This is a genomic window from Rhizobium deserti, from assembly GCF_004358025.1.
GTDB lineage: Bacteria > Pseudomonadota > Alphaproteobacteria > Rhizobiales > Rhizobiaceae > Neorhizobium > Neorhizobium deserti.
In genome coordinates this window covers 268,478-292,998 of the sequence record NZ_SMTL01000003.1, presented here as the reverse complement: position 1 = coordinate 292,998, position 24,521 = coordinate 268,478, and the positions used below count along the sequence as shown (strand labels likewise).

Annotated in this window: 27 protein-coding genes, 1 tRNA gene and 1 riboswitch; of the genes, 13 read left to right on the top strand and 15 right to left on the bottom strand. The window is 62.0% G+C overall.

Features of this window, described 5'->3' with window-relative positions; all coding sequences use genetic code 11:
* The first annotated feature begins 320 nt into the window (after nt 1-320).
* The 3 genes from E2F50_RS13470 (at nt 321) to E2F50_RS13460 (ending at nt 3,656) form a co-directional block, all read left to right on the top strand.
* On the top strand, nt 321-1,517 hold the full coding sequence (locus E2F50_RS13470; RefSeq protein WP_133316683.1) for an aspartate aminotransferase family protein: 1,197 nt from the start codon (nt 321-323) through the stop codon (nt 1,515-1,517).
* 54 nt (nt 1,518-1,571) lie between these two features.
* Entirely contained in the window at nt 1,572-2,489 is a 918-nt protein-coding gene (argF, locus tag E2F50_RS13465) for an ornithine carbamoyltransferase (protein ID WP_133316682.1), read from the top strand.
* A 177-nt stretch (nt 2,490-2,666) separates the two neighbouring features.
* Nucleotides 2,667-3,656 carry an Hsp33 family molecular chaperone gene (locus E2F50_RS13460; protein ID WP_133316681.1) on the top strand — a complete coding sequence of 330 codons (990 nt, stop codon included), beginning with the start codon at nt 2,667-2,669 and terminating at the stop codon, nt 3,654-3,656.
* 20 nt (nt 3,657-3,676) lie between these two features.
* Here the strand turns inward: E2F50_RS13460 and apaG are convergent, their stop codons facing one another.
* Both apaG and E2F50_RS13450 read right to left on the bottom strand, forming a co-directional pair.
* Nucleotides 3,677-4,069 (bottom strand): Co2+/Mg2+ efflux protein ApaG, encoded by a 393-nt coding sequence (gene apaG / locus E2F50_RS13455; RefSeq protein ID WP_133316680.1) that lies wholly within the window; start codon nt 4,067-4,069, stop codon nt 3,677-3,679.
* A 150-nt stretch (nt 4,070-4,219) separates the two neighbouring features.
* Nucleotides 4,220-5,413, bottom strand: a complete 1,194-nt coding sequence (locus tag E2F50_RS13450) for an O-succinylhomoserine sulfhydrylase (RefSeq protein WP_133316679.1) — start codon at nt 5,411-5,413, stop codon at nt 4,220-4,222.
* Between the two features lie 41 nt (nt 5,414-5,454).
* Nucleotides 5,455-5,533, bottom strand: a riboswitch (SAM riboswitch).
* A 90-nt stretch (nt 5,534-5,623) separates the two neighbouring features.
* Between E2F50_RS13450 and E2F50_RS13445 the strand changes: the two genes are divergently transcribed.
* Both E2F50_RS13445 and E2F50_RS13440 read left to right on the top strand, forming a co-directional pair.
* Nucleotides 5,624-6,718, top strand: coding sequence for a 2'-deoxycytidine 5'-triphosphate deaminase (locus E2F50_RS13445; protein WP_161974141.1), 1,095 nt, complete (start codon nt 5,624-5,626; stop codon nt 6,716-6,718).
* Between the two features lie 143 nt (nt 6,719-6,861).
* Nucleotides 6,862-6,935 (top strand) — tRNA-Gly (locus tag E2F50_RS13440).
* 31 nt (nt 6,936-6,966) lie between these two features.
* Here E2F50_RS13440 and E2F50_RS13435 read toward each other — a convergent pair.
* The 4 genes from E2F50_RS13435 to E2F50_RS13420 form a co-directional block, all read right to left on the bottom strand.
* On the bottom strand, nt 6,967-7,419 hold the full coding sequence (locus tag E2F50_RS13435; protein WP_133316678.1) for a hypothetical protein: 453 nt from the start codon (nt 7,417-7,419) through the stop codon (nt 6,967-6,969).
* A gap of 73 nt (nt 7,420-7,492) precedes the next feature.
* Nucleotides 7,493-7,723, bottom strand: a complete 231-nt coding sequence (locus tag E2F50_RS13430; protein WP_133316677.1) for a hypothetical protein — start codon at nt 7,721-7,723, stop codon at nt 7,493-7,495.
* 88 nt (nt 7,724-7,811) lie between these two features.
* On the bottom strand, nt 7,812-8,081 hold the full coding sequence (locus tag E2F50_RS13425; RefSeq protein WP_133316676.1) for a hypothetical protein: 270 nt from the start codon (nt 8,079-8,081) through the stop codon (nt 7,812-7,814).
* A gap of 65 nt (nt 8,082-8,146) precedes the next feature.
* Complete coding sequence (locus E2F50_RS13420) at nt 8,147-10,039, bottom strand: glycosyltransferase family 2 protein (protein ID WP_245515411.1); 1,893 nt, start codon at nt 10,037-10,039, stop codon at nt 8,147-8,149.
* A gap of 233 nt (nt 10,040-10,272) precedes the next feature.
* On the opposite strand from E2F50_RS13420, the gene E2F50_RS13415 reads away from it, so the two are divergent.
* Nucleotides 10,273-11,028, top strand: coding sequence for a transporter substrate-binding domain-containing protein (locus E2F50_RS13415; protein WP_245515429.1), 756 nt, complete (start codon nt 10,273-10,275; stop codon nt 11,026-11,028).
* Nucleotides 11,029-11,088: 60 nt separating this feature from the next.
* Here E2F50_RS13415 and E2F50_RS13410 read toward each other — a convergent pair whose 3' ends face one another.
* The 3 genes from E2F50_RS13410 to E2F50_RS13400 all read right to left on the bottom strand — a co-directional run bounded on the left by E2F50_RS13410 (nt 11,089) and on the right by E2F50_RS13400 (nt 13,070).
* Nucleotides 11,089-11,754 (bottom strand): S24 family peptidase, encoded by a 666-nt coding sequence (locus E2F50_RS13410; protein ID WP_133317103.1) that lies wholly within the window; start codon nt 11,752-11,754, stop codon nt 11,089-11,091.
* Nucleotides 11,755-11,928: 174 nt separating this feature from the next.
* Nucleotides 11,929-12,576 (bottom strand): response regulator, encoded by a 648-nt coding sequence (locus tag E2F50_RS13405; RefSeq protein ID WP_133316673.1) that lies wholly within the window; start codon nt 12,574-12,576, stop codon nt 11,929-11,931.
* A gap of 92 nt (nt 12,577-12,668) precedes the next feature.
* Nucleotides 12,669-13,070, bottom strand: coding sequence for a hypothetical protein (locus E2F50_RS13400; RefSeq protein ID WP_133316672.1), 402 nt, complete (start codon nt 13,068-13,070; stop codon nt 12,669-12,671).
* Nucleotides 13,071-13,154: 84 nt separating this feature from the next.
* Between E2F50_RS13400 and E2F50_RS13395 the strand changes: the two genes are divergently transcribed.
* The gene (locus tag E2F50_RS13395) at nt 13,155-13,502 is read left to right on the top strand and encodes a DUF952 domain-containing protein (protein ID WP_133316671.1); all 348 of its coding nucleotides are present in this window, start codon (nt 13,155-13,157) and stop codon (nt 13,500-13,502) included.
* Nucleotides 13,499-14,590 (top strand): quinone-dependent dihydroorotate dehydrogenase, encoded by a 1,092-nt coding sequence (locus E2F50_RS13390; RefSeq protein WP_133316670.1) that lies wholly within the window; start codon nt 13,499-13,501, stop codon nt 14,588-14,590. Before E2F50_RS13395 ends, E2F50_RS13390 begins: the two co-directional genes overlap by 4 nt.
* Here the strand turns inward: E2F50_RS13390 and E2F50_RS13385 are convergent.
* Genes E2F50_RS13385 through E2F50_RS13375 form a run of 3 tightly spaced genes read right to left on the bottom strand, consistent with a single transcriptional unit; the run spans nt 14,566 to nt 16,686 of the window.
* Entirely contained in the window at nt 14,566-15,918 is a 1,353-nt protein-coding gene (locus tag E2F50_RS13385) for an MATE family efflux transporter (protein ID WP_133316669.1), read from the bottom strand. The genes E2F50_RS13390 and E2F50_RS13385 overlap by 25 nt on opposite strands.
* 5 nt (nt 15,919-15,923) lie before the next feature.
* Nucleotides 15,924-16,418, bottom strand: a complete 495-nt coding sequence (locus E2F50_RS13380) for a CAP domain-containing protein (protein ID WP_133316668.1) — start codon at nt 16,416-16,418, stop codon at nt 15,924-15,926.
* A 1-nt stretch (nt 16,419) separates the two neighbouring features.
* Nucleotides 16,420-16,686: a DUF6460 domain-containing protein gene (locus E2F50_RS13375; RefSeq protein WP_133316667.1), complete on the bottom strand. Its 267-nt coding sequence runs from the start codon at nt 16,684-16,686 to the stop codon at nt 16,420-16,422.
* Nucleotides 16,687-16,819: 133 nt separating this feature from the next.
* Between E2F50_RS13375 and E2F50_RS13370 the strand changes: the two genes are divergently transcribed.
* From E2F50_RS13370 to E2F50_RS13360, 3 genes are all read left to right on the top strand, one after another.
* Complete coding sequence (locus E2F50_RS13370; protein ID WP_133316666.1) at nt 16,820-17,761, top strand: class I SAM-dependent DNA methyltransferase; 942 nt, start codon at nt 16,820-16,822, stop codon at nt 17,759-17,761.
* Between the two features lie 95 nt (nt 17,762-17,856).
* Entirely contained in the window at nt 17,857-18,513 is a 657-nt protein-coding gene (locus tag E2F50_RS13365; RefSeq protein WP_133316665.1) for a YitT family protein, read from the top strand.
* Nucleotides 18,513-19,157, top strand: a complete 645-nt coding sequence (locus E2F50_RS13360; RefSeq protein WP_133316664.1) for a YitT family protein — start codon at nt 18,513-18,515, stop codon at nt 19,155-19,157. The genes E2F50_RS13365 and E2F50_RS13360 overlap by 1 nt, the downstream gene beginning before the upstream one ends.
* An 8-nt stretch (nt 19,158-19,165) precedes the next feature.
* Here the strand turns inward: E2F50_RS13360 and E2F50_RS13355 are convergent, their stop codons facing one another.
* Nucleotides 19,166-19,627, bottom strand: coding sequence for a carboxymuconolactone decarboxylase family protein (locus E2F50_RS13355; RefSeq protein WP_133316663.1), 462 nt, complete (start codon nt 19,625-19,627; stop codon nt 19,166-19,168).
* A 26-nt stretch (nt 19,628-19,653) separates the two neighbouring features.
* The gene (locus tag E2F50_RS13350) at nt 19,654-20,154 is read right to left on the bottom strand and encodes an RrF2 family transcriptional regulator (RefSeq protein ID WP_133316662.1); all 501 of its coding nucleotides are present in this window, start codon (nt 20,152-20,154) and stop codon (nt 19,654-19,656) included.
* A gap of 90 nt (nt 20,155-20,244) precedes the next feature.
* On the opposite strand from E2F50_RS13350, the gene E2F50_RS13345 reads away from it, so the two are divergent.
* Together E2F50_RS13345 and pdeM are read left to right on the top strand one after the other, a co-directional pair.
* Nucleotides 20,245-22,767 carry a ligase-associated DNA damage response DEXH box helicase gene (locus E2F50_RS13345; protein WP_133316661.1) on the top strand — a complete coding sequence of 841 codons (2,523 nt, stop codon included), beginning with the start codon at nt 20,245-20,247 and terminating at the stop codon, nt 22,765-22,767.
* Nucleotides 22,767-23,525 carry a ligase-associated DNA damage response endonuclease PdeM gene (pdeM, locus tag E2F50_RS13340; RefSeq protein WP_133316660.1) on the top strand — a complete coding sequence of 253 codons (759 nt, stop codon included), beginning with the start codon at nt 22,767-22,769 and terminating at the stop codon, nt 23,523-23,525. The genes E2F50_RS13345 and pdeM overlap by 1 nt, the downstream gene beginning before the upstream one ends.
* Here pdeM and E2F50_RS13335 read toward each other — a convergent pair.
* Nucleotides 23,504-24,460 carry an alpha/beta hydrolase family protein gene (locus E2F50_RS13335; protein WP_133316659.1) on the bottom strand — a complete coding sequence of 319 codons (957 nt, stop codon included), beginning with the start codon at nt 24,458-24,460 and terminating at the stop codon, nt 23,504-23,506. The two genes, pdeM and E2F50_RS13335, sit on opposite strands and share 22 nt — an antisense overlap.
* Nucleotides 24,461-24,521: the final 61 nt, after the last annotated feature.

Below are 24,521 nucleotides of genomic sequence, written 5' to 3'. Positions count from 1 at the left end.
CTATATCTATGCTGATAGGTGACTAGTTCCGCCGCATGCAGTCTAGTAATTGATCGTTAACCTAGTGTGAGGCTGACTCCGTGGCAAGAGTCGGCGGAATCCCTGCGAATCGATTTCTTGGTTTTCCCCAACTTGCTGCCTGAAAGAGTCATTTTTGTCACATTGCTTTGGACGCTCAAAACGCCGGCCGGAAGCACTCCATTTGCCCTGTTTTGTTGACATCCCGGGCTTGAGCGATGATAGTGCCGACGCCGCCCCGTGGGCGGCATTTTGATTTCACGGGCAGTCCCGCCCGTGTCGCCGCAAGGAGTAATGTCGCCATGGCCGAAGCCGCGCTTTTCGACACCTTTGCCCGTGCTCCGCTACGCTTCGAGCGCGGCGAAGGCGTATGGCTTGTGACGGAAAAGGGCGAGCGATATCTAGACTTCGGATCCGGCGTCGCCGTCAATTCGCTCGGTCACGCGCATCCGCATCTCGTCGATACGTTGAAGTCGCAGGCCGATAAGGTCTGGCACGTATCGAACCTTTATGAAGTGCCGGGTCAGGAGATGCTGTCGCGCCGGCTGGCGGATAATTCCTTTGCCGACAAGGTGTTCTTCACCAATTCCGGTGCCGAGGCGCTGGAATGCGCCATCAAGACGGCGCGCCGCTATCAGTTCGTGAAGGGACATCCGGAGCGGTTCCACATCATCACCTTCGAGGGCGCCTTCCACGGCCGCACCCTGGCAACGATTGCGGCCGGCGGCCAGGCGAAATATCTGGAAGGCTTCGGCCCCAAGGTCGAGGGCTTCGACCAGGTGCCCTTCGGCGACCTGGAAGCCCTGAAGGCCGCTGTCACGGAAACCACGGCTGCCATCCTCATCGAGCCTATCCAGGGCGAAGGCGGCATCAGGCCGGTGCCAAAGGAATTCCTGCAGGCTCTGCGCCAGATCTGCGACGAGAGCGGCGCGCTGCTGATTTTCGACGAGGTCCAATGTGGTCTCGGACGCACCGGCAGGCTTTTTGCCTATGAGTGGACCGGCGTGACCCCGGACATCATGGCGCTCGCCAAGGGCATCGGCGGCGGCTTTCCGCTGGGCGCTTGCCTTGCAACCGCTGAGGCTGCTTCCGGCATGACGGCCGGCACCCATGGCACGACCTATGGCGGCAATCCTCTTGCCATGGCGGTCGGCAATGCCGTGCTGGACGTGGTGCTGGCGGACGGTTTTCTCGAAAGCGTGCGCGACGTGGCGCTGGTCTTCCGCCAGGGACTGGCGGGGCTGAAGGATCGCTTCCCTGATGTGATCGAAGACATTCGCGGCGAAGGACTTTTGCTGGGGATCAAGGCCAAGGTGCCGTCCGGAGACTTGGTGACAGCCATACGCGACGAGCAGACGCTGGTCGTGCCGGCGGGCGACAATGTCGTCCGTCTGCTGCCGCCGCTCATCGTCAGCGCCGAGGAGGCCCGCGAAGGCCTTTCACGTATCGAGAAAGCAGCCGAAAAGCTTGCGGCTCGCGATATGAAAAAATCCGCCTGAGGGGGCGAAGGAGGGTGCCGGTTCAAGGTCCCCTCGTGATTGGGGACCAAAACAATGGCAGCACCGAAACATTTCCTGGATCTTTCCGCGGTTTCCGCCGCGGATCTGCGCACCATCCTCGAGGATGCCAAGGTTCGCAAGCAGGCCACCAAGGCCGGCAGTGCCGACAAGCCCTTGGCCGGCAAGATGTTGGCAATGATCTTTGAAAAGCCCTCGACCCGTACCCGTGTCTCCTTTGATGTGGGCATGCGCCAGCTCGGTGGGGAAACGCTGTTTCTGTCGGGAACGGAAATGCAGCTCGGGCGGGCCGAAACGATCGGCGATACGGCCAAGGTGCTGTCCCGCTATGTCGACGCCATCATGATCCGCACCACGGATCACGCCCGCATGCTGGAGCTTGCTGAACACGCGACCGTGCCGGTCATCAATGCCCTGACCGACGACACCCATCCCTGCCAGATCATGGCCGACATCATGACCTTCGAAGAGCATCGCGGATCCGTATCCGGCAAGACGCTGGCCTGGACCGGGGACGGCAATAATGTGCTGCACTCCTTTATCGAAGGAGCTGCGCGCTTCGGCTACCGGATGAACATGGCCGTGCCGATGGGTTCGGAACCCTCCGACAAGATCCTCAACTGGGCCCGCAACAATGGCGGCGACGTCAAGCTGTATCATGATGCCGAGCGCGCTGTCGCCGATGCTGATCTTGTCGTCACCGACACCTGGGTTTCCATGAACCAGGAACACAAGGCGCGCGGCCACAACATTTTCCAGCCCTATCAGGTCAATGACGCGCTGATGAAGCGTGCCGGCAAGGATGCTCTGTTCATGCACTGCCTGCCGGCCCACCGCGGCGAGGAAGTGACCGACCAGGTGATCGACGGGCCGCAATCGGTCGTCTTCGATGAGGCGGAAAACCGGCTGCATGCGCAGAAGTCCATCCTAGCCTGGTGTTTTGGGGCTCTTTGAGCCCCTAGGCGCGGTCTTGATTTCCATTTCAACCGCCACCATCTACCGGCTTTCAACCGCGCCCCTACCTTGATTGAGGGCGCTTCAACAACATTGTCAGCGTCTTCCCCCGGGTGAGCGGTTCCGCTTTTGCCCGCGCTTGTGTAAAAGCCAAGGTCGGCGCGAAGGAGTGAGGTCATGGCGGAAGCGATTGTGGAACTGAACGAACTCGACTTTGCCGGCGACGACCGCGTCGTTCCTTTCCAGGTGGAAGGGCTTGACGTGCGGGGCCGCGCGGTTCAGCTGGGGCCGTTGCTGAATTCTATTCTCGGGCGGCATGATTACCCAGCCCCGGTGGCGCGGCTGCTTGCCGAAGCGATCGTGCTCACTGCGCTTTTGGGCACATCCCTGAAGTTCGATGGCAAGTTCACGGTCCAGACCAAGGGCGATGGACCGGTTGACCTGTTGGTCGCCGATTTCTCTTCCCCCGACAGCCTGCGCGCCTATGCTCGCTATGATGAGGATGCCTTGGCCGAAGCGGTGAAGGCAGGGCAGATTTCGCCACCGGACCTGCTGGGCGAAGGTGTGCTTGCCTTTACCATCGATCAGGGCCGCGGCATGCAGCCCTATCAGGGCATCGTTCCGCTCGATGGCTCGTCACTGGAGGAAATCGCCGGTGTTTACTTCCGGCAGTCTGAGCAGATCCCGACCCGGGTGCGGCTCGGCGTCGCTGAACTCTTTGATCGGGATGCCGATGGTAAGCCGCGCCACAATTGGCGGGCAGGAGGCCTTATCGCGCAATTTCTCCCGAAGTCGCCGGAGCGCATGCGCCAGCCGGACCTGCATGGCGGCGATGGCGACGAGCGCGATACGGACCTGACGGAGGACGAGGCTTGGGCCGAAGCGCGCACCTTGGTCGATACGATCGATACGGACGAGCTTACGGATCCGCAGGTAGCGATCGAGAGGCTGCTTTTCCGTCTCTTCCATGAGCGGGGCGTGCGGGTCTATCAGCCGCAGACAGTATTCGACCGCTGCAGCTGCTCGCGCGACAAGATCAAGGGCGTGCTTGACGGGTTCAATGCCGAGGAAATCGAGGCGAGCCAGGAAGACGGTCAGATTGCGGTAACCTGCGAGTTCTGCTCGACGACCTATCGCTACGAAGCGGCGGAATTTGCCGCCGCTTGAGGCGGTCCGATGAAGCGCGATCAGTTGAGAACGCGCATCAGGCCCGGGGAATCGAGGGAGAAGGCGGGGATCGTCACTTGGAAAATCTCGCCTTCGTCCGTCTGCATGTCGTAATGGCCGAACATTACACCGGACGGCGTATCAAGCGGGCAGCCCGATGAATATTCGTAGGAGTCGCCGGGCTTGATCTGGGGCTGGTCGCCGACGACACCCGGCCCATCGACTTCGTCGACGACGCCATTCTGGTCGGTGATGTGCCAATACCGATGCACGAGCTGCACCGTCACCGAGGAATGGTTCTTGATGACGATGTGATAAGCCCAGACATAACGGCTGTCCTCCACACTGGATTGTTCCTCCAGGTAAAAGGGCTCGACGCTGACTTCTATGTCTCTTGTTCGGGCGCGGTACATGGGCGGCCTCTGCAGATTTGCTGGACCGATATCGTATACGGAGACAGAAACGTCAAGAATTCTCGTAAGTTGAGCCCGTACCAGGGCTTGCTTCCTGCCATTAGGGATAATTGACATGGTGAATCCGAAAGCCGGATCACCATGTCATGTTCAGGCTGCGACCTGCGCCAAGGCCTTGGCGAAATCCTCCAGCAGATCCTGCGTATCCTCGATCCCTGCCGACAGTCGCACGGTTCCCGGAGAAATGCCGAGCTCGGTTCGCGCCTCGTCGGTCAGGTTCTTGTGCGTCGTCGTGGCCGGATGGGTGATCAGGCTGCGGGTGTCGCCGAGGTTGTTGGAGATCGTCACGACGTCCAGCGCGTTCTGAAGCTTGAAGGCCGCTTCCTTACCGCCCTTCATCTCGAAGCAGACCAGCGTCGAGCCGCCCGTCATCTGCTTGGCAATAATATCTGCCTGCGGATGATCCTTGCGGCCAGGATAGATGACCTTCGCCACCTGTTTCTGCTCGGCCAAAAAGTCGGCGATCTTCGCGGCATTCTCCGTCTGCTGCTTGACGCGCAGCGGCAGGGTCTCGACGCCCTTCAGCAGCGTCCAGGCATTGAAAGGCGACATGGCAGGACCGGTATGGCGGAAATAGTCATGCAGGTTCTCGTCGATCCAGGCCTTGTCCGACAGCACGACGCCGCCGAGGCAGCGTCCCTGGCCGTCGATATGCTTGGTGGCCGAATAAACGACGATATGGGCGCCGAGTTCGAGCGGCTTCTGGAAGAGCGGTGTTGCGAAGACGTTGTCGACCACCACTTTGGCGCCGACCTGATTGGCAAGCCTGGCGACGCCGGCAATGTCCACCACTTCCAGTGTGGGATTGGTCGGGCTTTCGAGGAAGAAGACCTTGGTCTTCGGGGTAATCGCCTTCTCCCAGTTCTCCAGGAAGCGGCCGTCCACCAAGGTGCAGTCGATGCCATATTTGGGTGCAAGCGTTTCCACGACCCAGCGGCAGGAGCCGAACAGGGCGCGGGCCGCGACGATATGATCGCCCGCCTTCAGCTGGCAAAGAATGGCGGCGGTGACGGCAGCCATGCCGGAAGCAGTGGCACGGGCGTCTTCGGCGCCTTCCAGCATACACATGCGCTTTTCGAACATGTCGTTGGTAGGGCTGCCGTAGCGGGCATAGATGAAGCCTTCCGTCTCGCCCTTGAAGCGCGCCTCGGCAGCTTCGGAATTCTCGTAAACGAAGCCTTGAGTGAGGTAGATTGCTTCCGACATTTCGCCATATTGCGAGCGGAGCGTTCCGCCGTGGACGAGCTGGGTTGCAGGGCGCCAGGAGTTGGACGACTTGGTCATGCAGGTCACCTCAAAACAAAAAAACCGGCCGCATAAGCAGACCGGTTTCGCACCCGGTCTTTTTAGCCATTTATTTAACGTGGCTGCAAGCCGACCGGCCAAATCACCACGGGATAAGATTTGCATAGCGCCGCGTCCCGCTTGCGTCAATGGCCGGCATTTGGTTTTGTCGGCGACCGGCAATGGATGGGTGGGGCCAAGGAATTGAGCATGATGGCTCGCGAAACGGGAATTCTGGCGGACCGCGCAATCGCGGCGCTTTTCGACACAGGCAGGCTGATCGCGGAACGGGAGCTGGATCGCGACCAGATCCAGCCGGCCAGCCTCGACCTGCGCCTCGGTGCAAAAGCCTTTCGCGTCCGGGCAAGCTTCATGCCGGGGCCGAGCAGCCTTGTTGCCGACAAGCTCGATCGTCTCAGCCTGCACGTCATCGACCTGTCTGAAGGCGCGGTGCTGGAGACCGGCTGCGTTTATATCGTGCCCTTGATGGAACGGCTGGATCTGCCGGCCAATATGTCCGCCTCGGCTAACCCCAAGAGCTCCACCGGCAGGCTCGATATCTTCACCCGTGTGATCACCGATTATGCGCAGGAGTTCGACAAGATCCCCGCAGATTATTCCGGGCCGCTTTATCTGGAAATCTCGCCGCGTACTTTCCCCATCGTCGTGCGGCGCGGCTCGCGGCTGTCGCAGATCCGCTTCCGGGTCGGTAATGCCCTGCTCGGCGAGCCGGAACTCCAGAAGCTGCACGATGCCGAGACACTGGTCGCAGCCGCCAAACCCAATGTCTCGGGCGGCGGCATCGCTCTGTCGATCGATCTTGCCGGCGATGCACAGGGTCTGATCGGCTATCGTGGAAAGCATCACACCGCCGTCGTCGACGTGGACAAGAAGGCCCAGCACGACGTCTTCGATTTCTGGGAGCCGCTTTACAGCCGTGGGCGCCGTGAATTGATCCTGGACCCGGACGAGTTCTACATTCTCGTGTCCCGCGAGGCCGTGCATGTGCCGCCGCTCTACGCCGCAGAAATGACGCCCTTCGATCCACTGGTCGGCGAGTTCCGGGTTCATTATGCCGGCTTCTTCGATCCGGGCTTCGGGCATGAGGCATCCGGCGGTCGTGGCAGCCGTGCCGTTCTGGAAGTGCGCAGCCACGAAGTCCCCTTTATTCTCGAGGACGGGCAGATCGTCGGCCGGCTGGTCTACGAGCATATGATGGAAAAGCCGGAAGGCTTGTATGGCGCAGGCGTCGGATCGAACTACCAGGCCCAGGGTCTGAAGCTCTCCAAGCATTTTCGCAGCTGATACCTGCGGCAAATCTGCAGGTGCGATCGACTTATCCTGATCGGCACACTGCCGAAGACTCGCCTCACGGCGGGGCGCAACTTCTGCGCAGCGCGCCTTTGAGGTTGAATTTCTGATCAAGGGCAGTTAGGTCTTGGATCTCCGCGGGTGTAGCTCAATGGTAGAGCAGCAGCTTCCCAAGCTGAATACGAGGGTTCGATTCCCTTCACCCGCTCCAGCCCTTCTTGCCAAGCCTGCCGCCAATGAGATCAGACCTGTACCGGCTTGATCGTATCGACCGGCACGAAGCCTTCCAGCACGCCCCGCTTGAGATCACCGCGCCCGAATTCCACGGCGATCACCGTATAGGCCTTTTCGTCGCGAAATATGCTGGCATTGCGGGTCGTCACGTCCTCGGCGGGCACCGCTTCGAGCTCCATGAAGTCGAGTTCGCTGCCGGCGGCAACGATGCGGGCATCGCCGGCGGTGCGAGCGGCGACCACGATCTCTTGAGGGTCCGTTGTGTCCTGCCAACGCGCGTCGTTAGGCAGAACAAGCGGAACAAGCCGGTAGACGTTCAGCTCCTCGCCTTCTTCCGTACCGGATGCCATCTTCTCAGCATCGGCTATCTGTGCCTTGCTTTCCACCGAGCGGCCGAAGAGGTTATGGTTTTCACCATTGTTCGGCGCGTCTCTATCTCCGCTTTGGGTCGCATTTGACATGTGACATCCTCAATCTTTAAGCCGTGTTGTCTCGCTCACACACTCCTGGCCCGCTCGCCTGGAGGCGTCGCGGCTATCGCGAGCCGCGGAAGCTGCCTTCGTTCATTTCCGCCGGATCGTAATGCACCGGGATTTCCGATTTCGGTGACTTGGCGCCTGGCGGCAGTTTATGCGCCGTGGCGTCTTCCGAGCCGGTGATGACCGTCGGCTTGGCGCTATGGACACCGGATGCCTTCGGATCTGCCTGCGATTTGGCGAACTGGCCCTGAGCATCTTTTTCGATGGCATTTTTCTGGTCGGACATGACGGGTCTCCTTCAAGGACGTCTATGCACTGACAACCGATTTGCGCCTGCATCGTTCCACCAAGCAATCCTGCAGGTCAGGCCGACCTTAGATCAGCTTGCCCCAGGCCGGATCCCACTGAACCCCTTCCGAAAGCTCGATGAAGATCGGCTGGCCACCCGGGTCGCGGTTCTTGTTGTCCGCCATCCGAAAGGCATCCTCAGGCTCCATTTCCTCGCCTGGGAAGATGCTGTCATCCTGCCTCTCATCGGTGATCTTGCGGATATAGCCGCGGATCTGATCGCCGGAATGATAGAATTTGATGATCAACGCCCCTTCTGCAGCCTCGCTCGGCCGGTAACGGTGATAGGTCTGCATCCTGTTCCTCCAGTCTTGGGTCTTGCCTATCTGACGCCTGGAGGGGCGAAAATGTTCCCGCCGGTTCAGGGAGACCGGTCGGAGACTGGCTGATGCGGCGTCTTGTTCCAAACGAAGGGCTTGCTTTTCAGCTCGACGACTGCCCGCCAGGCGGCGAAGGAGGTCATCATCCAGTAGACGGGCACAGTTGCCCAGCGCCAGCCGACCAGGCGTTTTTCATGGTCGATCATCGAACCTTTGCCAAGCCCGAGGAAGATCAGGTAGCTGCCCAGGATGTTGACGAAGTCGATCACGAACAGCGACAGCACCTCGGCTGGGATGTCTGTGACGGGCGCCGCCAGCATGGAACTGATGCCGATGCCGAGGAAGACCACGATGAGGGGATGCAGAAGCGACGAGACCAACATGCCGCCCACCATTAGCTGGAATATCACGAAAGGCGCCAGTCCCATCTCGCCAATCAGTCGCCGCGGACTGCGCATCAGCACCAGCCAGGTCTGCAGCCAGCCCTTGAACCAGCGGCTGCGCTGCGCCATCCAGACGGGAATCCGCGTCGGCGCGTCTTCAAGCGTCTGTCGCTGGATGACATCGGCCCGGTAGCCCAGCCGGTAAAGGCGAAGGCCGAGATCTGCGTCTTCCGTCACGTTGAACGGGTCCCAACCGCCTGCCGCCTTCAGTGCCTCGGTGCGGAAATGATTGGATGTGCCGCCCAGCGGCAGCGGCATGCGGCTCTTGCCCAGCATGGGGAGCAGGCCGCGGAAAAGCGCGGAATATTCCAAGGAGAAAAGTGCGCAGAGCCAGGATTCACGGGCATTGGTGATGATCAGCGGCGCCTGAAGGCAGGCCAGCTCGAGTGGCGACGCGCGGAAACGCGCATAGGCTTCGCGCAGCTGCTGCGGATGCGGCCGGTCTTCCGCATCGTAGATGGCCAGAAATTCGCCTTGTGCCGCCGCCAGTGCATACGTTAGCGCTTTGGGCTTCGTTCGCGGGCCGAAATCCGGCACTTCGATTATCTCAAACTGCGGCCCGGGCTTTTGGGCCTTCAGCGCTGCTATGGTTTCCTGATCGTCCGCTTCGCAAACGATCTTGATATCCAGCAGCGAGGGCGGCCAATCGATCCTTCGGAGAGTGGAGATCAACTGCTGCGCCATGCCTGCTTCCCGGTACAGCGCCACCATTACCGTGTAGCGCGGCAGAGGTCCAGGCGGCGGAAGCGGGACTGTACGCTTCGGCGGCTCGTGGATCTTGCGCATCAGCGCAATCAGCCGCAGCACAAGGGAGGCAAGGTAGGTAAAGGATAGTGTAACATGCAGAAAGGAAAGCGTCTCCATAGGGCGTAGCAGGAACGCGCATACCAAGAACGCCATGATCAGACCGGCATAAAAGCCTTGGCGGCCGGCAAGCACGATACGCGCCGACAGCTGGGGGCGGCGCTCGAAGAGCTCGTAGGTGGCTTGCCGGCCGCGCCGCGCCGCGCCCGTCTGCCAGACGGCATTTCGGATGGCGCTTGGCGTGGTGATGGCCAGATCGCGGCCGAGCAGCGGCATGGTCGCGAGCGCCGCTGCAATATCGGCGAGCCGCCCCGCTTCAGGAACGATGGCGGTCTGCGGCGCCCGGTGGCGATGGGCGATCCGAAGCATGGTCGGGCGCTGCAACTGGCTGTCAAGCGCCAGGGAGTCCGCGACGCTGCCGGGATCTATGGAAAGGATGAAGGGCAGGCGCAGCAGGCGGGCGATCGCGCCATAATAGGCTTCCTCCTCCACTTCGCCGCTTCTGAGAAGCTCGTTTTCGACGCTTGTGCCGTGGCGCCGCGCCTGCGTTACCATGCGGGCAAGCAGCGGTTTGGAAAAACCCAGCGCGGAAAGCGCGCCCAGCTCCGTTTCAGGACCAGGCGGTAGCTCGTCTTCCCCGCTGTTGCCGGACAATGCTGCGGAGGCCTCCGAGCTCTCCTCGACCATGCTTGATGGTGGATATTCCCCGATGCGCATGAGTCTGTTACACCACCCGCCAACGGCCGCCCCAACCTGTCCCTCAGGGATCATCAAGATGGATCATAAAGATGCGTCGGGTTATTACATCCCCTAAAAGCCGGGGCTTTTTGAACCTTTTTCATCCCCTCCTGGCGGTTTTCGTGCTCGTGCTGGCATCGTTCCCGGCGCCGGCTGCGGATGATGCCGCGCGCCTGCCCTTGATGTTCGATGCACGCGAGCGTCTGCCCCGCCCCGACATCTCCGCTGTCGTGCGGGTGAGGATCCTGACGACAGCGGATTTCCCGCCTTTCAATTTCGCCGACCAGACCGGCCGGCTTTCGGGTTTCAATGTCGATCTGGCGCGGGAAATCTGCGCGGAACTGAAGCTGGAAGCAAAGTGCCAGATCCAGGCTCTGCCTTTCGACGAATTGGAAAAGGCGCTGGAAAGCGGTGCCGGCGAGGCGGTGATGGCCGGGGTAGCCGTGACGCCCGACCTGCGCAAACGCTTCCTGTTTTCGCGGCCCTATCTCGGCATCCCGGCTCGCTTCGCCCGAAACCGTTCCGCCGCCACGATCAATGGAGACACGGCGGCGGCCCTTGGTGGGAACTCGGTCGGCGTCGTCAAGGGAACAGCCCATCAGGCCATGCTGAAGGCCTTCTTCCCCGATCTTGCCGCCACGCCCTTCGACAGCTATGAGGCGATGCTGGATGCGCTGAAGTCGGGCAAGGTTAAGGCAGTCTTTGCCGATGGCCTGCGCTTGCCGTTCTGGGTGGCGGGGGAAGCATCCCAGAACTGCTGCGCGCTCTTCGACGGCCCCTATCTTTCCCAGAAGTATCTCGGCGAAGGTCTGTCGGTGATGATCCGCAAGGGCGATCCGGTGCTTGTGGCTGCCTTCGATCAGGCTCTGGCCGAACTCTCCCGTAACGGGCGCCTGCAGGATATCTACCTGCGCTATTTTCCGAACGGACTTTACTGAAGCAACCGCAGTCTGCCGTAGGTTTGAATTCTTTCCTATCGGGCTTGCCCGATATCGCCGCTATTGGCTCGCCCAGATGATCCGGGCCATCCATTCGACATCCGCCAGATCGAAGCTGCGATTGGCATGTTCGGGATTGAGCGACATGAGTTCTATCGTGCGGGCGCTCTGGCGGGCCAGCACCTTGGCCATGACTTCGCCCTCGCGGGTTTTCAAAACCACGCGATCGCCGCGCCGCACCTGCGCACCGGGTTCGACGATCAGCACGTCGCCATCGCGATAAAGCGGCATCATCGAATCGCCCTGCACTTCGAGTGCGTAGACACCCGGCTTGCGGGCCGGATCGACCGGGAACTCCACCACGTCCCAGCCCTGTCCGGCCGGAAAACCGCCGTCGTCGAAGAAACCGCCCGCACCCGCCTGGGCAAAGCCGAGAAGCGGGATCGTGCCCGTCTGTGGCGGAAAATTGCCTTCCGGAATCTGTGATCGCCCCTGCGTGGCCGGAAGATAGCTCATGAACTGATCGACTGTCGCACCCGTCGCTTCGAGAACCTTGGCGATGGATTCCGTGGAAGGCCACCGCAGCCGTCCGTCCGGCCCAAGGCGTTTGGACTTGTTGAAGGAAGTCGGATCAAGGCCTGCACGACGCGCCAGGCCGGAAGGCGTCAACTGGTGACGTTCAGCAAGCGTGTCCAGCGCACTCCATATGGTATCGTGTGACAGCATCGTCGTCCAAGCCTCGGCCTGCGGCCGGCGCAACCGCCGCTCCATCCGCTCATCATGAGACGTCAGGCAATCCGGCAAGCGTGCCTACAGGTCATCGTGCCGGAACATCCGGCGGAGGAAATCTAGTCAAATCCGCCGCTCTCGTAAAGGGATATGAGGAATAAAATCCTGCCGTCAGGCAACCATGGCCATATTGATCTTGCCGAGCTTGATCACCGCCTGGGTGCGGCTGTCGACATTCAGTTTCAGAAGGATCGCCGAAACATGCGCCTTGATGGTGGCCTCGGAAACCTTCAGCTCATAGGCGATCTGCTTGTTGAGGAGGCCCTGGCCCAGCATGGCGAGCACGCGGCTCTGCTGAGGCGTCAGGCTCTTCAGGCGATCCATGAGATCGGCCAAGCCTGGATCTTCTTCTGCGCCCGAAAGGCTGCCGGCCGGAGCCCAGATGTCGCCTTCCAGCACGGCCCGGATGCCGATGCGCATGTCGCTGAGCCCTGAAGACTTGGAGATAAAGCCGGACGCGCCAAGCTCCAGCGCCCGCCTGATGGTGGCGCAGTCGTCGCTGGCCGAAACCACCACGATCGGCAGGCCTGCAAATTCCGTCCTCAGGCTCCTCAGGCCGGAAAAGCCGCTGACGCCGGGCATGTTGAGGTCGAGCAGCATGAGGTCGGCATCGGGATAATCCTCGCAGGCCTTGACTGCAGCCTCGAAATCGCCGGCTTCGATAATGGTTAGTTTCTCTGCAATGCCCTGCACGGCTTGGCTGAGGGCGCCGCGGAAAAGCGGATGGTCGTCTGCGATGATGATGGTCAGTGTCTGCATTTCCACGTCCCCTCCCAAGGACATAGTCGTGCTGGATGAAGTCTCCCTATGACGGATTTGTAACCCTGCGCGCTTGCAGACACAAGCCGAAACTACGTACGGTTGGGCTGCGGCTCGCCCGCATCGCGATCCATGGTGAATTCGTTGATGATGCCCATGAAGCGTCGGAGCACCCTTTCCATGATGGACAGTGACTGCTCCACCTCGTCTTCGCTAGGCAGCACCTTGCGTGGGGCGATGCTGATCCGTTCCTCCAGCGCCGCCACCCGCTTTGCGAGCCGGTCGAGTTCGTCGTCATAGGCGGCCCGCTCATCGGGCGCCATGCGGCAGACGAGATTGCCGCCTTCTTCGCGGCACAGCGTCATGGCGCCGGTCTGCTTGTCGAGCCTCACCACGCCGCCCTCGGTCCGTTCGATCTGGAACCGTTCGGTTTGTGCCTGCGCGGCACCGCAGGCGAGAAATACGGCCGCCATAGCCAATGCGGATTTTCTCATGTCGTCGCCTCCTCATGTAACGGTGGACAAGAGCCGCGCTTTGCGGCTAACGGTCCGGGAATAGCGCTGCTTCAAGAGTGTGTGATGACGGATATAGTGTACAAGATCGTGCCGGAAACGCTGTGGCGGCAGGCAAAACAGAAAGGCGTCTTCGAAGGTGCCGAAATTGACCTGAAGGACGGCTACATCCATTTTTCCACCGGCAGCCAGGCACGCGAGACAGCGAGACTGTATTTCGCCGGCATGGTCGGCCTGTTGCTGGTTGCGGTCGATGCGACCCTGCTCGGCGATGCGCTGAAATATGAGCCGTCACGCGGCGGGGATCTTTTTCCGCATCTTTACGGCATCCTATCGCTTTCCACCGTGCTTTGGGAAATGCCGCTGCTGATCGGCGTTGACGGGCAGCATGCCTTTCCGGAAATCATGCCATGATCGGCCGCTTCTCCGCGCTTGCCTCCAGAAGCCTCTTCGCCTTCGATCCGGAAACCGCCCATGGCCTGTCGATCGCGGCCTTGAAGGCGGGGCTCGCGCCCGCCTGCCGCCTGGCCGAGGATGCGCGGCTGGTGCAGACGATGGCCGGCATCCGCTTCGCCAATCCGCTCGGTCTTGCCGCCGGCTACGACAAGAATGCCGACGTGCCGGACGCCATGCTGGAGCTCGGCTTCGGCTTCACGGAAGTCGGCACGGTGACGCCGAAGCCGCAGGCCGGCAATGACAAGCCGCGCATCTTCCGCCTGGTGGAGGATCGGGCGGTCATCAACCGGCTCGGCTTCAACAATGAAGGTCATGAGGCGGTTTTCGCGCGGCTGTCGGCGCGGGGGCGGGTTTCCGGCATTGTCGGCGTCAATATCGGCGCCAACAAGGATGCAGCGGACCGGGTCGCGGATTATGTCGCCGGCATCCGCAAATTCTATGGGCTAGCCAGCTATTTCACCGTCAACATTTCTTCTCCGAATACCCCGGGATTGCGCGACCTGCAAGCGCGCGACAGCTTGAAGGCGCTGCTGGAAGCGGTGCTTGCCGCGCGCGCCGAAGAGGCTTTGCGGCATGGGCGTTCGGTGCCGGTCTTCCTGAAGGTGGCCCCGGATCTGACGGAAGAAGGGCTGGACGACATTGCCGCCGAAGCGCTGTCCCATCCGCTTGATGGGCTGATCGTTTCTAATACGACGCTTGCCCGCGATGGGCTGAAGGACCAGGTGACGGCGCAGCAGATGGGCGGGCTTTCCGGCGCGCCACTCTTCCACCGTTCGACAGCCGTGCTTGCCAAGGTCCGCAAGCGTGTCGGTCCGGATCTGCCCGTGATCGGCGTCGGCGGCGTCGGCAGTGCCCAGGATGCGCTGGAAAAGATCCGTGCCGGCGCCGATCTCGTGCAGCTTTATTCCTGCATGGTCTATGCGGGGCCAGGTCTGCCGTGCGAGATCGTCAGGGGCCTGTCGGCCCTGCTCGACCGGGAGAAAGTCTCCTCGGTCCGCGATCTGCGCGACAGCAGGCTGGATCAATGGGCGGCGATGAAGCTCTGACGCACCTTGCGCGGCACCATGGCCGCCAGGAAGAAGCCGCGCATCAGCAGAAACAGGTTGAGCGACAGCCACAGGCCGTGATTGCCCATAAGCGGAACCAGCAGGAACAGGCTGGCGCAATAAACCACGAAGGATGCCAGCATCATGTTGCGCATCTCGCGCGACCAGGTGGCGCCGATAAACACCCCATCCATCTGGAAGGCCAGCACACCGGTCAGGCCCGTCAAGGCAGCCCAGGGCAGATAGATGGCAGCCGCCTCCCGAACCTCCTGCGAGGTCGTCAGGAGGTTGATCATCGATTGGCCGAAGACCAGGAAGAACAGCCCTACCGCGCCCGCCATGGCAAAGGACCAGAGCCCGGTCAGCTTCAATGTCCGGTCGAAAGCCGGCCGGAACTGCGCGCCGACAGCCCGCCCGGCCAGCTGTTCGGCTGCACCCGCCAGGCCGTCAAGGAAGAAGGCCGACAGCATGAACACGTTCATCAGCACGGCATTGGCGGCAAGCGTGACCGCGCCGAAGCCTGAACCGACGCGGGTCAGGATGGCGAAGGCGCCGTTGAGGACGAGCGAGCGGATCAGGATGTCTGCGTTCAGCTGGAAGAGCTGTTTCAGCTTGGCAGGGTCGAGGATGTCGGCTCTGGCAGGCCGGTCGGCTAAAGAAAATTGCCGGCTGATGATGAACAGACCCAGCAGCACTGCTAAGACCTCGGCGGTAGCCGTGGCCCAGGCGACGCCGGCCACGCCCCAGTCGAACACCAGGCCGAACAGCACGGCCAGCGCAATATTGGTGCCGTTGAGAATGATCTGCAGCACGAGGCCGAGCATCCCCTGGCCGCGCCCGAGCACGAAACCGAGTATGGCGAAATTGCCGAATGTCGCAGGGCTGGTGAGCACGCGTATGCCGAAATAGATGCGCGTCACCTCGGCAACGGCCGGATCGGTGGTCATCAGGTCCGGACCGAAGGCGAGGATCACCGGCGAAACGGCGAGCATCAGCAGCCCGAGGCCGATGGCACTGAGCAGCGCCCGCCAGAACACCGCCTGCTGTTCGCGCCTGTCGCCGCGGCCGAAAGCCTGCGCCACAAGACCGGTGGTCGAGGTGCGCAGGAAGCTCAGGCTTCCATAGATGAGGTCGAAAAGGATGGCGCCGATGGCAAGGCCGGCCAGCGCTTCCGGCTTGCCCAGGTGCCCCACGACAGCCGTATCGGTCAGCCCGAGCAAGGGCGTCGTCAGAAAGCCGAGCGTCATGGGAATGGATATGCCTAGCACCAGCCGATGCGTCACTTCGAAGGGACGGACCGGCTGCGCTCCCTGTTTCTCAGTCTCCATGACGTCTAGCCCGACAGCACCATGGCCCAGTAATTGCGGCCGTCGCTGCTGCGCGCCACGGCGACGCCGAGGCCCTTATAGGCGCCGAGCATGTTCTTCAGGTGCTTGGGCGAATCGATCCAGGCCTGCACGGCAGCGTCCACGCTGTCCTGGCCGCTAGCAATGTTCTCGGCTGCCGGAAGGCTGACCTCGCTCTTGGCCATGCGGCCACCGAAACTGTCGCCTAAGCCGATCAGGTGGCTCATCTGCCGGGCCTTGGCCATGCGGACCGATTGCGCTGCGGCCGCCTTGCGCGCCGGTGCATCGAGGCTCAGCGCAGAAAGGCCCTTGCTTTGGCGCAGCTTGTTGACCAGCGCCAGCGCCGCGGCGGTTTCGTCCCGCGAACCAGGTGTCGGCGTCGGCGCCAGAACGGAGGTGGTGGAACAGCCGGCCAGCAACAATGCGGTTCCGGAAAGAGCCAGGAAATGGCGCCGCGACGGCTTCGGAAGCAAGGAGGTCATGTCAGCGGCGAGAGCTCATCAGGCGAAGGATGATGAAGACCGGAATGACGATAATCGCGCCCAGCACAAGATAATCGCCGACACGGCCCAACGCCCGGAAGCCGTTATACCAGATGTCCAGGAACCAGTAGCGGATGGAATCGATGATATTGTCGGGCGTGAAGCCGAAAAAGGCCAGTACGAATCCGACGATCAGGCACACGACGATCAGCTTGACGATCGTCCGGCCCGGCGTGTCGCCCAGGAATTTGTTGACCCCATCGGCCATGCTTGTTCATCTCCAAATTGCAGGCAAGGCATAGCTTCGGCTTTGCTGCGCTGCAAGCGTCTACCGTCTCGTCAGATAGAACTTGAGTTTTTTTGTGGCTTGGGCAAAGACCCCTCATCCTTTAGGACCGCCCATGCCGCCCAGACCCAATTCCACCCAATTCTCGTCCGGCGACGCCATCGCCGACCGCCGCGCCGACTACGGCCGCATGCTGGCCGAGGGCGGAGACCATGCCGCCGCCGCGGAGCTGATGGAACAGGCGCTGGACATCGTGCCCGGCTGGGCAGCCGGTTGGTTCCGGCTCGGCGACTATCGCGACAAGGCGGCATTACCGACGGCTGCCGACGCCTATCGCCGGACGCTTGCGCTGCAGCCGGACGACCTGTTCGGTGCGCGGCTCAGACTGGCGCTTCTTGGTGACGAAGAGATCCCGAATCAGCCGCCGAGCCGTTATGTCGAGAGCCTATTCGACGATTACGCCGATCGCTTCGACGCGGCGCTGGTCGAAAAGCTGGCCTATTCCGTTCCGGGCAAACTGGCAGCCCTCGTCGCTTCCCATGCACCATTTGGCTGCGTGGTCGATCTCGGCTGCGGCACCGGCCTGTTCGGTGCCGAAATCCGTGGGCGGGCGGGAAGGCTCGAAGGCTTCGACCTTTCTGCCAACATGCTTTCCAAGGCGCAGGCCAAGCAGCTCTACGACCACCTCGGCCAGGCCGATCTCAGTCGCCCCGCCGACCGGTCCGGCCTGTTTTCGGAAAACCTGCTGCAGCATCGGGCCGATCTGGTCTCGGCGGCCGACGTGCTGATGTATCTCGGTTCTCTGGAGACCGTTTTCCCGCTCGTGCTGGATCTCCTGGCGCCGTCAGGTCTGTTCGCTTTTTCCGTCGAGGATCTGGGAGAGGGGGAGGGTTTTACGCTGCGGGATTCGCTGCGTTACGCCCATTCGGAGGCTTATCTGCGGGCTCTGCTCGGTCGCTTCGGCCTGGATGTCGTCGAGGCGACGAAGAGCGTCATTCGCATGGATGCCGGCAAACCGATCGAGGGCATTCTTTTTCTGTCGCGCCGCAGCGCCTGACCCGCTTCTTTCTTGCGTCTTCCAAGACCGCCCGCACCGCGCATTGATGTCGCTTGATGAAGCCGATATTGCTGTGCACTATAAGAAAAAAGGGGATGTCATTGGCGGATCAGGAGCAGGCGCAAAACCGCATGATCGGGTTCTATAGCACGGACCCGGCCCGCCACACGCCGCTCGAGGATGCGCAGGGCCTTTTCATCAGCGCCATGGTAGCCGCGCTGGGACTTTATCTACTCAACCAGGTGGGCCTGCTGACCAGCGGCACGGCCGGCGTCGCCTTTCTGCTGCACTATGCCTTCGATATCCCGTTCGGCATTCTGTTTTTCGTTGTCAACCTGCCGTTCTATTATCTGTCCTTCAAGCGTCTCGGGGTCGGCTTCTCCTTCAAGACCTTCATCGCAATCGCCATGGTCTCGGCCATCGCGGAACTGGAACGGCGCTTTCTCGTCATCCAGTATCTCGATCCCTTCTGGGCAGCGCTTCTCGGCGGCATCCTGATCGGCTTCGGCCTGCTCGGCCTTTATCGGCATCGTGCTTCGCTGGGCGGCATCGGCATTCTGGCGATTTATATCCAGGACCGTTTCAAGATCCCCGCGGGCCTTGTGCAGCTCGCCTTCGACCTTTGCGTCATGGCGGCAGCCTTTTTTGTTGTCAGCCCGATGACGGTGCTTTGGTCTCTCCTGAGCGCGGTGGTGTTGAACCTGCTGTTGACCATCAACCACCGCTCCGATCGCTATATTGCGGTGCGCTGATGGCTGATCCGGTGCAGAGCAAGAGCCCTGTCGGCATCTGGGCCTCCAGCGCGGAGAAGCATTCGCTGATCGAGGATGTCCAGGCCGTTGTCGCCGGTTCCATGCTGGCGGCGCTCGGCGTCACCATGCTGTCCGCCGCCCATCTGCTGATCGGCGGCACGGCCGGCCTCGGCTTCCTGCTGCGCTATTCCATGGGCGTCAGCTTCGGCACGGCCTTCTTCATCCTCAACCTGCCCTTCTACTGGCTCGCCTACAAGCGGCTCGGGCTCGCCTTCACGGTCAAGACCTTTGCCGCAGTGGGGACCACCTCGCTGCTGACCGGCCTGCTGCCGCAGCTCATCGTCATCGACCGCATCGACCCGATTGCGGCTGCCATGTTCGGCGGTCTGTTGATCGGCTGCGGCATGCTGATCCTGTTTCGCCACCGTGCGTCGCTCGGCGGTTTCGGCATCCTCGCCCTCTACCTGCAGGACCGCTTCGGATGGCGGGCCGGCTTCGTGCAGCTCGGGTTGGATTGTGTCGTGCTGGCGCTGTCCTTCTTCGTCGCAAGCCCGCTTGTCATCGTCAGCTCGATCCTTGCGGCGGTGACCTTGAACCTGACACTCGCCATCAACCACCGCACGGATCGCTATATCGTCCGCTGATCGGCCGATCAGGCTGCCTTGGCCGGCTGATCCACGGGATGCTGCGAGCGGAAGCCGACGGCAAGTCGGTTCCAGGTATTGATCGTGCCGATCGCAACAGTGATCTTCATGATCTCGTCGTCCGAGAAATGCAGCTTGAGCGCGTCGAAGGCCGCATCCGGAATTCCCGTCTCGGAGATTTTCGTGACCGCATCCACCCAGCCGAGCAGGGCGCGTTCCTTGTCGTCATACACAGGCGATTCCCACCAGACGCTCATCAGGTTGATCCAATGCTCCGACAGGCCGTCGTGGCGGGACTCCTTGACATGCATGTCGACGCAGAAGGCGCAGCCGTTGATGATCGACGCCCTGAGCTTGATCAGGTGGATGAACCGGCGTTCCAGCCCGCAGTTCTGCACGTAGCTTTCCAGCGCAGTGACCGCCTTGACGGCTTCCGGGGCAGTTTTGAAGATGTTGAGACGCGGATGCATGGTCTTTCTCCTGTGTTGAGGCCGCCTCAGCGGACCGTTTTGCGTTCGTTGATCTCCAGGAAGGCACAGCCGCGCGCGGCAATCCCGCCGTCATCCGACTGCGCAAGGTCGGCCAGCACATCGGCAATCGAGACTTTTCCGAGTTCAGCACGATAGGCCTTTTCCGCCCTCAGCATTGCGGCATTGATGCCGCAGGGTCTGGTGAAGTACCGGCCCGGCAGCGGGTTCGGCCCGCGTTGGCGGATCTCGGCGCAACGGAAGGCTGGCGCTGCCCCCTCGACAGCCAGCACGATGGCGAGCAGACTGATCTCTTCCGCTGTCCTGGCAAGCCTATAACCGCCCTTGGGACCGGATACCGTTGCCACGATACCGGCGCCCGAAAGTGCCTGCAGGTGCTTCAGGAGGTAACTCGTTGAGACTCCGTGGAACTCCGCCAGCGCAGCCGCCGAAAGCACGCTCTTGTCAGTCAGGGCCGCGAGCATTGCAACGCTGTGGATTGCTTGTTCGACGCCGTCGCTCAGTTTCATATCCTGCTCCAATCGTGGATAAAAAATATCTACGATTCGGCATAGTGTCAAGCCTCTTCTCTTCCTGGTTTCGATGCTTATCTTCACCGCGTGGATCTTGTCGAAACCCAATCTCCCGGCCGCGACGCCGCTTTGCTGCCCCGGCCGTTCCTGAAATGGTTCACCGAGAAGGGCTGGCAGCCGCGTGTCCACCAGCTCGAATTGCTGTCGCGCGCCGCCGGCGGCGAAAACATGCTGCTGATCGCGCCGACCGGCGCCGGCAAGACGCTGGCGGGCTTCCTGCCCTCGCTGACCGATCTGACGCGCCGCGGCAAGATCCCGCCAGGTTCAGGCTTCAAGGGCGTCCACACGCTCTACATCTCGCCCTTGAAGGCGCTTGCCGTCGATATCGAGCGCAACCTGATGAAGCCCGTGTCCGAAATGGGCCTGGCGGTCACGATCGAGAACCGCACCGGCGACACGCCGCAGGCCAAGCGCCAGCGCCAGAAGCTGTCGCCTCCGGACATTCTCCTGACGACGCCGGAGCAGGTGGCGTTGCTGCTCGCCAACAAGGAGGCCGAACGCTTCTTCAAGGACCTGAAATATGTCGTCCTCGACGAGCTGCATTCGCTGGTCACCTCCAAGCGCGGCCATCTTCTGTCGCTCGGCCTCGCCCGCATTCGCCGGCATGCGCCGGACATGCGCACGATCGGCCTGTCGGCGACGGTCGCCGACCCAATGGACCTGCAGAAATGGCTGGTGCCGCAGGGCGAGTACCCTGATCCGCCGGCCGGTCTCGTGCATGTCACCGGCGGTGCCGCGCCCGACATTGCAATCCTCAAGACCGAGGAGCGCATTCCCTGGTCTGGCCATGTCTCCACCTATGCCATTCCGGAAGTCTACGAGATCATCAAGCGGCACAAGACGACGCTGATTTTCGTCAATACCCGCTTCCAGGCGGAGCTCCTGTTCCAGGCGCTGTGGACGGTCAACGAAGACAGCCTGCCGATCGCGCTGCATCACGGGTCGCTCGATGCCGGCCAGCGCCGCAAGGTGGAGGCCGCCATGGCCGACAACCGGCTGCGCGCCGTCGTCGCCACCTCGACGCTCGATCTCGGCATGGATTGGGGGGATGTGGATCTTGTCGTCCATATCGGCGCGCCGAAAGGCGCCTCGCGTCTCGCCCAACGCATCGGCCGTGCCAATCACCGCATGGACGAGCCCTCCAAGGCGATCCTCGTGCCCGCCAACCGCTTCGAGGTGATGGAATGCCAGGCGGCGCTGGATGCCAATTATATCGGTGCCCAGGACACGCCACCGGTGGGCGAAGGGGCGCTCGACGTGCTGGCCCAGCATGTGCTCGGCATGGCCTGCGCCGAGCCCTTCGATCCGCTCGAGCTTTACGACGAGATCATCTCGGCTTCTCCCTATGCCGCCCTGTCCTGGGAAATGTTCGAGCGCACGGTAGATTTTGTCGCGACCGGCGGCTATGCGCTGAGGGCTTACGAACGCTATGCCAAGATCCGCAAGACGGAGGAAGGCCGCTGGCGGGTCTCGAACCCGGCCATCGCCCAGCAGTACCGCATGAACCTCGGCACCATCGTCGAGGCGAGCGAGCTCAACGTCCGGCTCGTCCGGCGCAACGCCAAGGGCACGATCGGCCGCGGCGGCTTGTCGCTCGGGAAGGTGGAGGAATATTTTCTCGAACAGCTCGTGCAGGGCGACACCTTCCTGTTTGCCGGCAAGGTGCTGCGCTTCGAAGGCATCCGCGAAAACGAATGCCACGTCTCCAACGCTTTTTCGCTCGACCCGCGCATCCCCGCCTATGCCGGCGGCAAATTCCCGCTTTCCACTTATTTGGCAGACCAGGTGCGCGGCATGCTCGCCGATCCCGATCGCTGGCATGTCCTGCCCGACCAGGTGCGCGACTGGCTGAATATCCAGCGCGACCGCTCCATGCTGCCGAAACAGGATGAATTGCTGATCGAGACTTTTCCGCGCGGTCAACGCTTCTTTTTGATCGCCTATTGCTTCGAGGGACGGCTGGCGCACCAGACGCTGGGCATGTTGCTGACCCGCCGCCTGGAACGCGCCGGTGCCCGCCCGCTGGGGTTTGTCGCCACCGATTATTCGCTGGCGGTCTGGGGCTTGAACGACATGGGCGGGATGATCGCTTCCGGCGTCTTAAGCCTGCCCGACCTCTTCGACGAGGATATGCTGGGCGACGATCTCGAGGCGTGGCTCGACGAAAGCTATCTTTTGAAGCGCACCTTCCGCAATTGTGCGGTGATTTCCGGCCTGATCGAGCGCCGACATCCGGGCAAGGAAAAGACCGGACGGCAGGTCACCGTCTCCACCGACCTCATCTATGACGTGCTGCGCACCCACGAACCGGATCATATCCTGCTCGAAGCGACGCGGCGGGATGCGGCATCTGGGCTTTTGGATATTGGCCGACTTGGCGATATGCTGGCGCGAATCAAGGGTCATATTACCCACCGCGATCTCGACCGGGTTTCACCGCTTGCCGTTCCCATCATGCTGGAGATCGGCAAGGAAACGGTGCCGGGCGAGGCTCATGACGCGGTGCTGGAAGAGGCCGCCGAGGAACTGATTGCGGAGGCGCTCGGCTGATGCGATCCGCATTTTTGGAAGACGTCGACTTGCTGAACCGCCTCGCCCTGGCGCGCAATTCATCGAACGGCCCGGCCGCCGGCACCGAAGAAATCATTGTCCACGGCGTGACCGGGGTTTGCGATCCGCTGGGCGGCCTTTATCTGCCGGAACACGGCGTGCTGGTCGTTTCCGACCTGCATCTGGAGAAAGGCGCGGCCTTTGCCCGCAGGGGCATGATGCTGCCGCCCTATGACACCATCGCAACCTTGAACATCCTGTCCGCCGTCATCGCCCGGTACGATCCGAAAGTCGTGGTTTCGCTTGGCGACAACTTTCATGACCGGAAGGGATCGGCCTTTTTGCCGGACAATCTTCGCACGATGATCAAGGACTTGGCGCGCGGCCGCGACTGGATCTGGATCAACGGCAACCATGATCCGGATGGGACCACCGATCTTCCCGGCACATCCACGGATGAGCTGCTCTATGGGGGTTTGATCTTCCGTCACGAGCCGAGCCTGATCTCGGGACGCGGCGAGATCGCCGGTCATCTGCATCCTTCGGCGACCGTTCGCCGCCGTGACAAATACGTGCGCCGCGCCTGCTTTGCCTGCGACGGCACCCGCCTGCTGATGCCCGCCTTCGGGGTGCTGGCCGGCGGTCTCGACCTCAACCACAAGGCCATGCACGGCCTTTTCGAGCGCGAAACGCTGGTTGCCCATCTGCTCGGCCGCGACCGCATCTATTCGGTGCGCTACGGCAATCTGCTCGGCTGATCCTCTGCAAGCACCCGGTCCGGCCACGGGTTGATCCCGTCGCGCAGCCATCGGACGGTATCGCGCCAGAAGCCTGCCGCATGACGCGAATGAAACAGGCTGAAATGGCCAATCGTTTCGAGCCCATAGACCGAAGGCTCCAGCAGAACCTGGGTAATATCGGCACCGCGATAATAATCCAGCGTCCGGCGGATGGCAGCCGGCGTGCCGATCTCGTCATCGGCCATGGTCACCGCCAGGATCGGCGCCTTCACCGCCGCGAAACGCCGCAGGACCTCGTCCCTCTCCGTCACCGGATGCGTCAGCTCCATTCGCGCGCGGCGAAAGCTCCATTCATGAGCGACGCCGGCGGGGAGGTCCTCCAGCCAGCCCAACCGTTTGCCGGGAAAGTAGCCGTAGATCGCCGTCAGCGCCGGCATGGCCACATGCCATTTGAGGAACAGCCGCATCCGGTGCCTGGCCGCATAGTCGCGCCAATAGGCATATTGCGCCCCCATGGTCAGCATCCGGTCGATGCGTGATGCCTGTGGGGAAAGTCCCGGCAGATAGCCGCCAATGCTGTGCCCGACCACATGCAGCGGCTGCCTCGGCCGCAGCGCGTCCACGAACCGCAGCGCCGCGTCGAAATCCTGCCCGCCCCAGTCGCGCCAGCGATATCCGCAGCCCTTGAGGCTAGGAGGCCTTGAAAGCCCGATGCCGCGATAGTCGTAGGTCAGGACGTCGAAACCTTCCTCTGAAAGGAAGGCCGCGTAATAATGGTAATAGCGGCCAAGCACGCCGGTGGCCGGATTGATGACGACGCTCGCAACCGCGTCGCCACGCGCGGGCCAGAAATGGCCCTTCAGGATCAGTCCGTCGCGGCAAGCAAAATCCACCGGCTCGCCGGCAGGTCGAGCCGGTGGAACAGGCGAAGCTGCGGGTCCGATCTCGGCCATGGCTGATCCTCCTCGGCGAGGAGTATAGACCCCTGCCGCGACCGCACAATTCTCCGAAGGA

What these genes read in the sequence shown, in the direction of transcription:
- E2F50_RS13470 (WP_133316683.1), top strand. Translation starts at nt 321, where the DNA reads ATGGCCGAAGCCGCGCTTTTCGACACCTTTGCCCGTGCTCCGCTACGC.
- E2F50_RS13380 (WP_133316668.1), bottom strand. Translation starts at nt 16,418, where the DNA reads ATGACCTCCTTGCTTCCGAAGCCGTCGCGGCGCCATTTCCTGGCTCTT.
- E2F50_RS13335 (WP_133316659.1), bottom strand. Translation starts at nt 24,460, where the DNA reads ATGGCCGAGATCGGACCCGCAGCTTCGCCTGTTCCACCGGCTCGACCT.
- E2F50_RS13435 (WP_133316678.1), bottom strand. Translation starts at nt 7,419, where the DNA reads ATGTCAAATGCGACCCAAAGCGGAGATAGAGACGCGCCGAACAATGGT.
- argF (WP_133316682.1), top strand. Translation starts at nt 1,572, where the DNA reads ATGGCAGCACCGAAACATTTCCTGGATCTTTCCGCGGTTTCCGCCGCG.
- E2F50_RS13410 (WP_133317103.1), bottom strand. Translation starts at nt 11,754, where the DNA reads ATGCTGTCACACGATACCATATGGAGTGCGCTGGACACGCTTGCTGAA.
- E2F50_RS13425 (WP_133316676.1), bottom strand. Translation starts at nt 8,081, where the DNA reads ATGCAGACCTATCACCGTTACCGGCCGAGCGAGGCTGCAGAAGGGGCG.
- E2F50_RS13460 (WP_133316681.1), top strand. Translation starts at nt 2,667, where the DNA reads ATGGCGGAAGCGATTGTGGAACTGAACGAACTCGACTTTGCCGGCGAC.
- E2F50_RS13395 (WP_133316671.1), top strand. Translation starts at nt 13,155, where the DNA reads ATGACGGATATAGTGTACAAGATCGTGCCGGAAACGCTGTGGCGGCAG.
- apaG (WP_133316680.1), bottom strand. Translation starts at nt 4,069, where the DNA reads ATGTACCGCGCCCGAACAAGAGACATAGAAGTCAGCGTCGAGCCCTTT.
- E2F50_RS13445 (WP_161974141.1), top strand. Translation starts at nt 5,624, where the DNA reads ATGATGGCTCGCGAAACGGGAATTCTGGCGGACCGCGCAATCGCGGCG.
- E2F50_RS13350 (WP_133316662.1), bottom strand. Translation starts at nt 20,154, where the DNA reads ATGAAACTGAGCGACGGCGTCGAACAAGCAATCCACAGCGTTGCAATG.
- E2F50_RS13405 (WP_133316673.1), bottom strand. Translation starts at nt 12,576, where the DNA reads ATGCAGACACTGACCATCATCATCGCAGACGACCATCCGCTTTTCCGC.
- E2F50_RS13450 (WP_133316679.1), bottom strand. Translation starts at nt 5,413, where the DNA reads ATGACCAAGTCGTCCAACTCCTGGCGCCCTGCAACCCAGCTCGTCCAC.
- E2F50_RS13370 (WP_133316666.1), top strand. Translation starts at nt 16,820, where the DNA reads ATGCCGCCCAGACCCAATTCCACCCAATTCTCGTCCGGCGACGCCATC.
- E2F50_RS13400 (WP_133316672.1), bottom strand. Translation starts at nt 13,070, where the DNA reads ATGAGAAAATCCGCATTGGCTATGGCGGCCGTATTTCTCGCCTGCGGT.
- E2F50_RS13375 (WP_133316667.1), bottom strand. Translation starts at nt 16,686, where the DNA reads ATGGCCGATGGGGTCAACAAATTCCTGGGCGACACGCCGGGCCGGACG.
- E2F50_RS13385 (WP_133316669.1), bottom strand. Translation starts at nt 15,918, where the DNA reads ATGGAGACTGAGAAACAGGGAGCGCAGCCGGTCCGTCCCTTCGAAGTG.
- E2F50_RS13420 (WP_245515411.1), bottom strand. Translation starts at nt 10,039, where the DNA reads ATGGTCGAGGAGAGCTCGGAGGCCTCCGCAGCATTGTCCGGCAACAGC.
- E2F50_RS13360 (WP_133316664.1), top strand. Translation starts at nt 18,513, where the DNA reads ATGGCTGATCCGGTGCAGAGCAAGAGCCCTGTCGGCATCTGGGCCTCC.
- E2F50_RS13430 (WP_133316677.1), bottom strand. Translation starts at nt 7,723, where the DNA reads ATGTCCGACCAGAAAAATGCCATCGAAAAAGATGCTCAGGGCCAGTTC.
- E2F50_RS13415 (WP_245515429.1), top strand. Translation starts at nt 10,273, where the DNA reads ATGTTCGATGCACGCGAGCGTCTGCCCCGCCCCGACATCTCCGCTGTC.
- E2F50_RS13365 (WP_133316665.1), top strand. Translation starts at nt 17,857, where the DNA reads ATGTCATTGGCGGATCAGGAGCAGGCGCAAAACCGCATGATCGGGTTC.
- E2F50_RS13390 (WP_133316670.1), top strand. Translation starts at nt 13,499, where the DNA reads ATGATCGGCCGCTTCTCCGCGCTTGCCTCCAGAAGCCTCTTCGCCTTC.
- E2F50_RS13355 (WP_133316663.1), bottom strand. Translation starts at nt 19,627, where the DNA reads ATGCATCCGCGTCTCAACATCTTCAAAACTGCCCCGGAAGCCGTCAAG.
- pdeM (WP_133316660.1), top strand. Translation starts at nt 22,767, where the DNA reads ATGCGATCCGCATTTTTGGAAGACGTCGACTTGCTGAACCGCCTCGCC.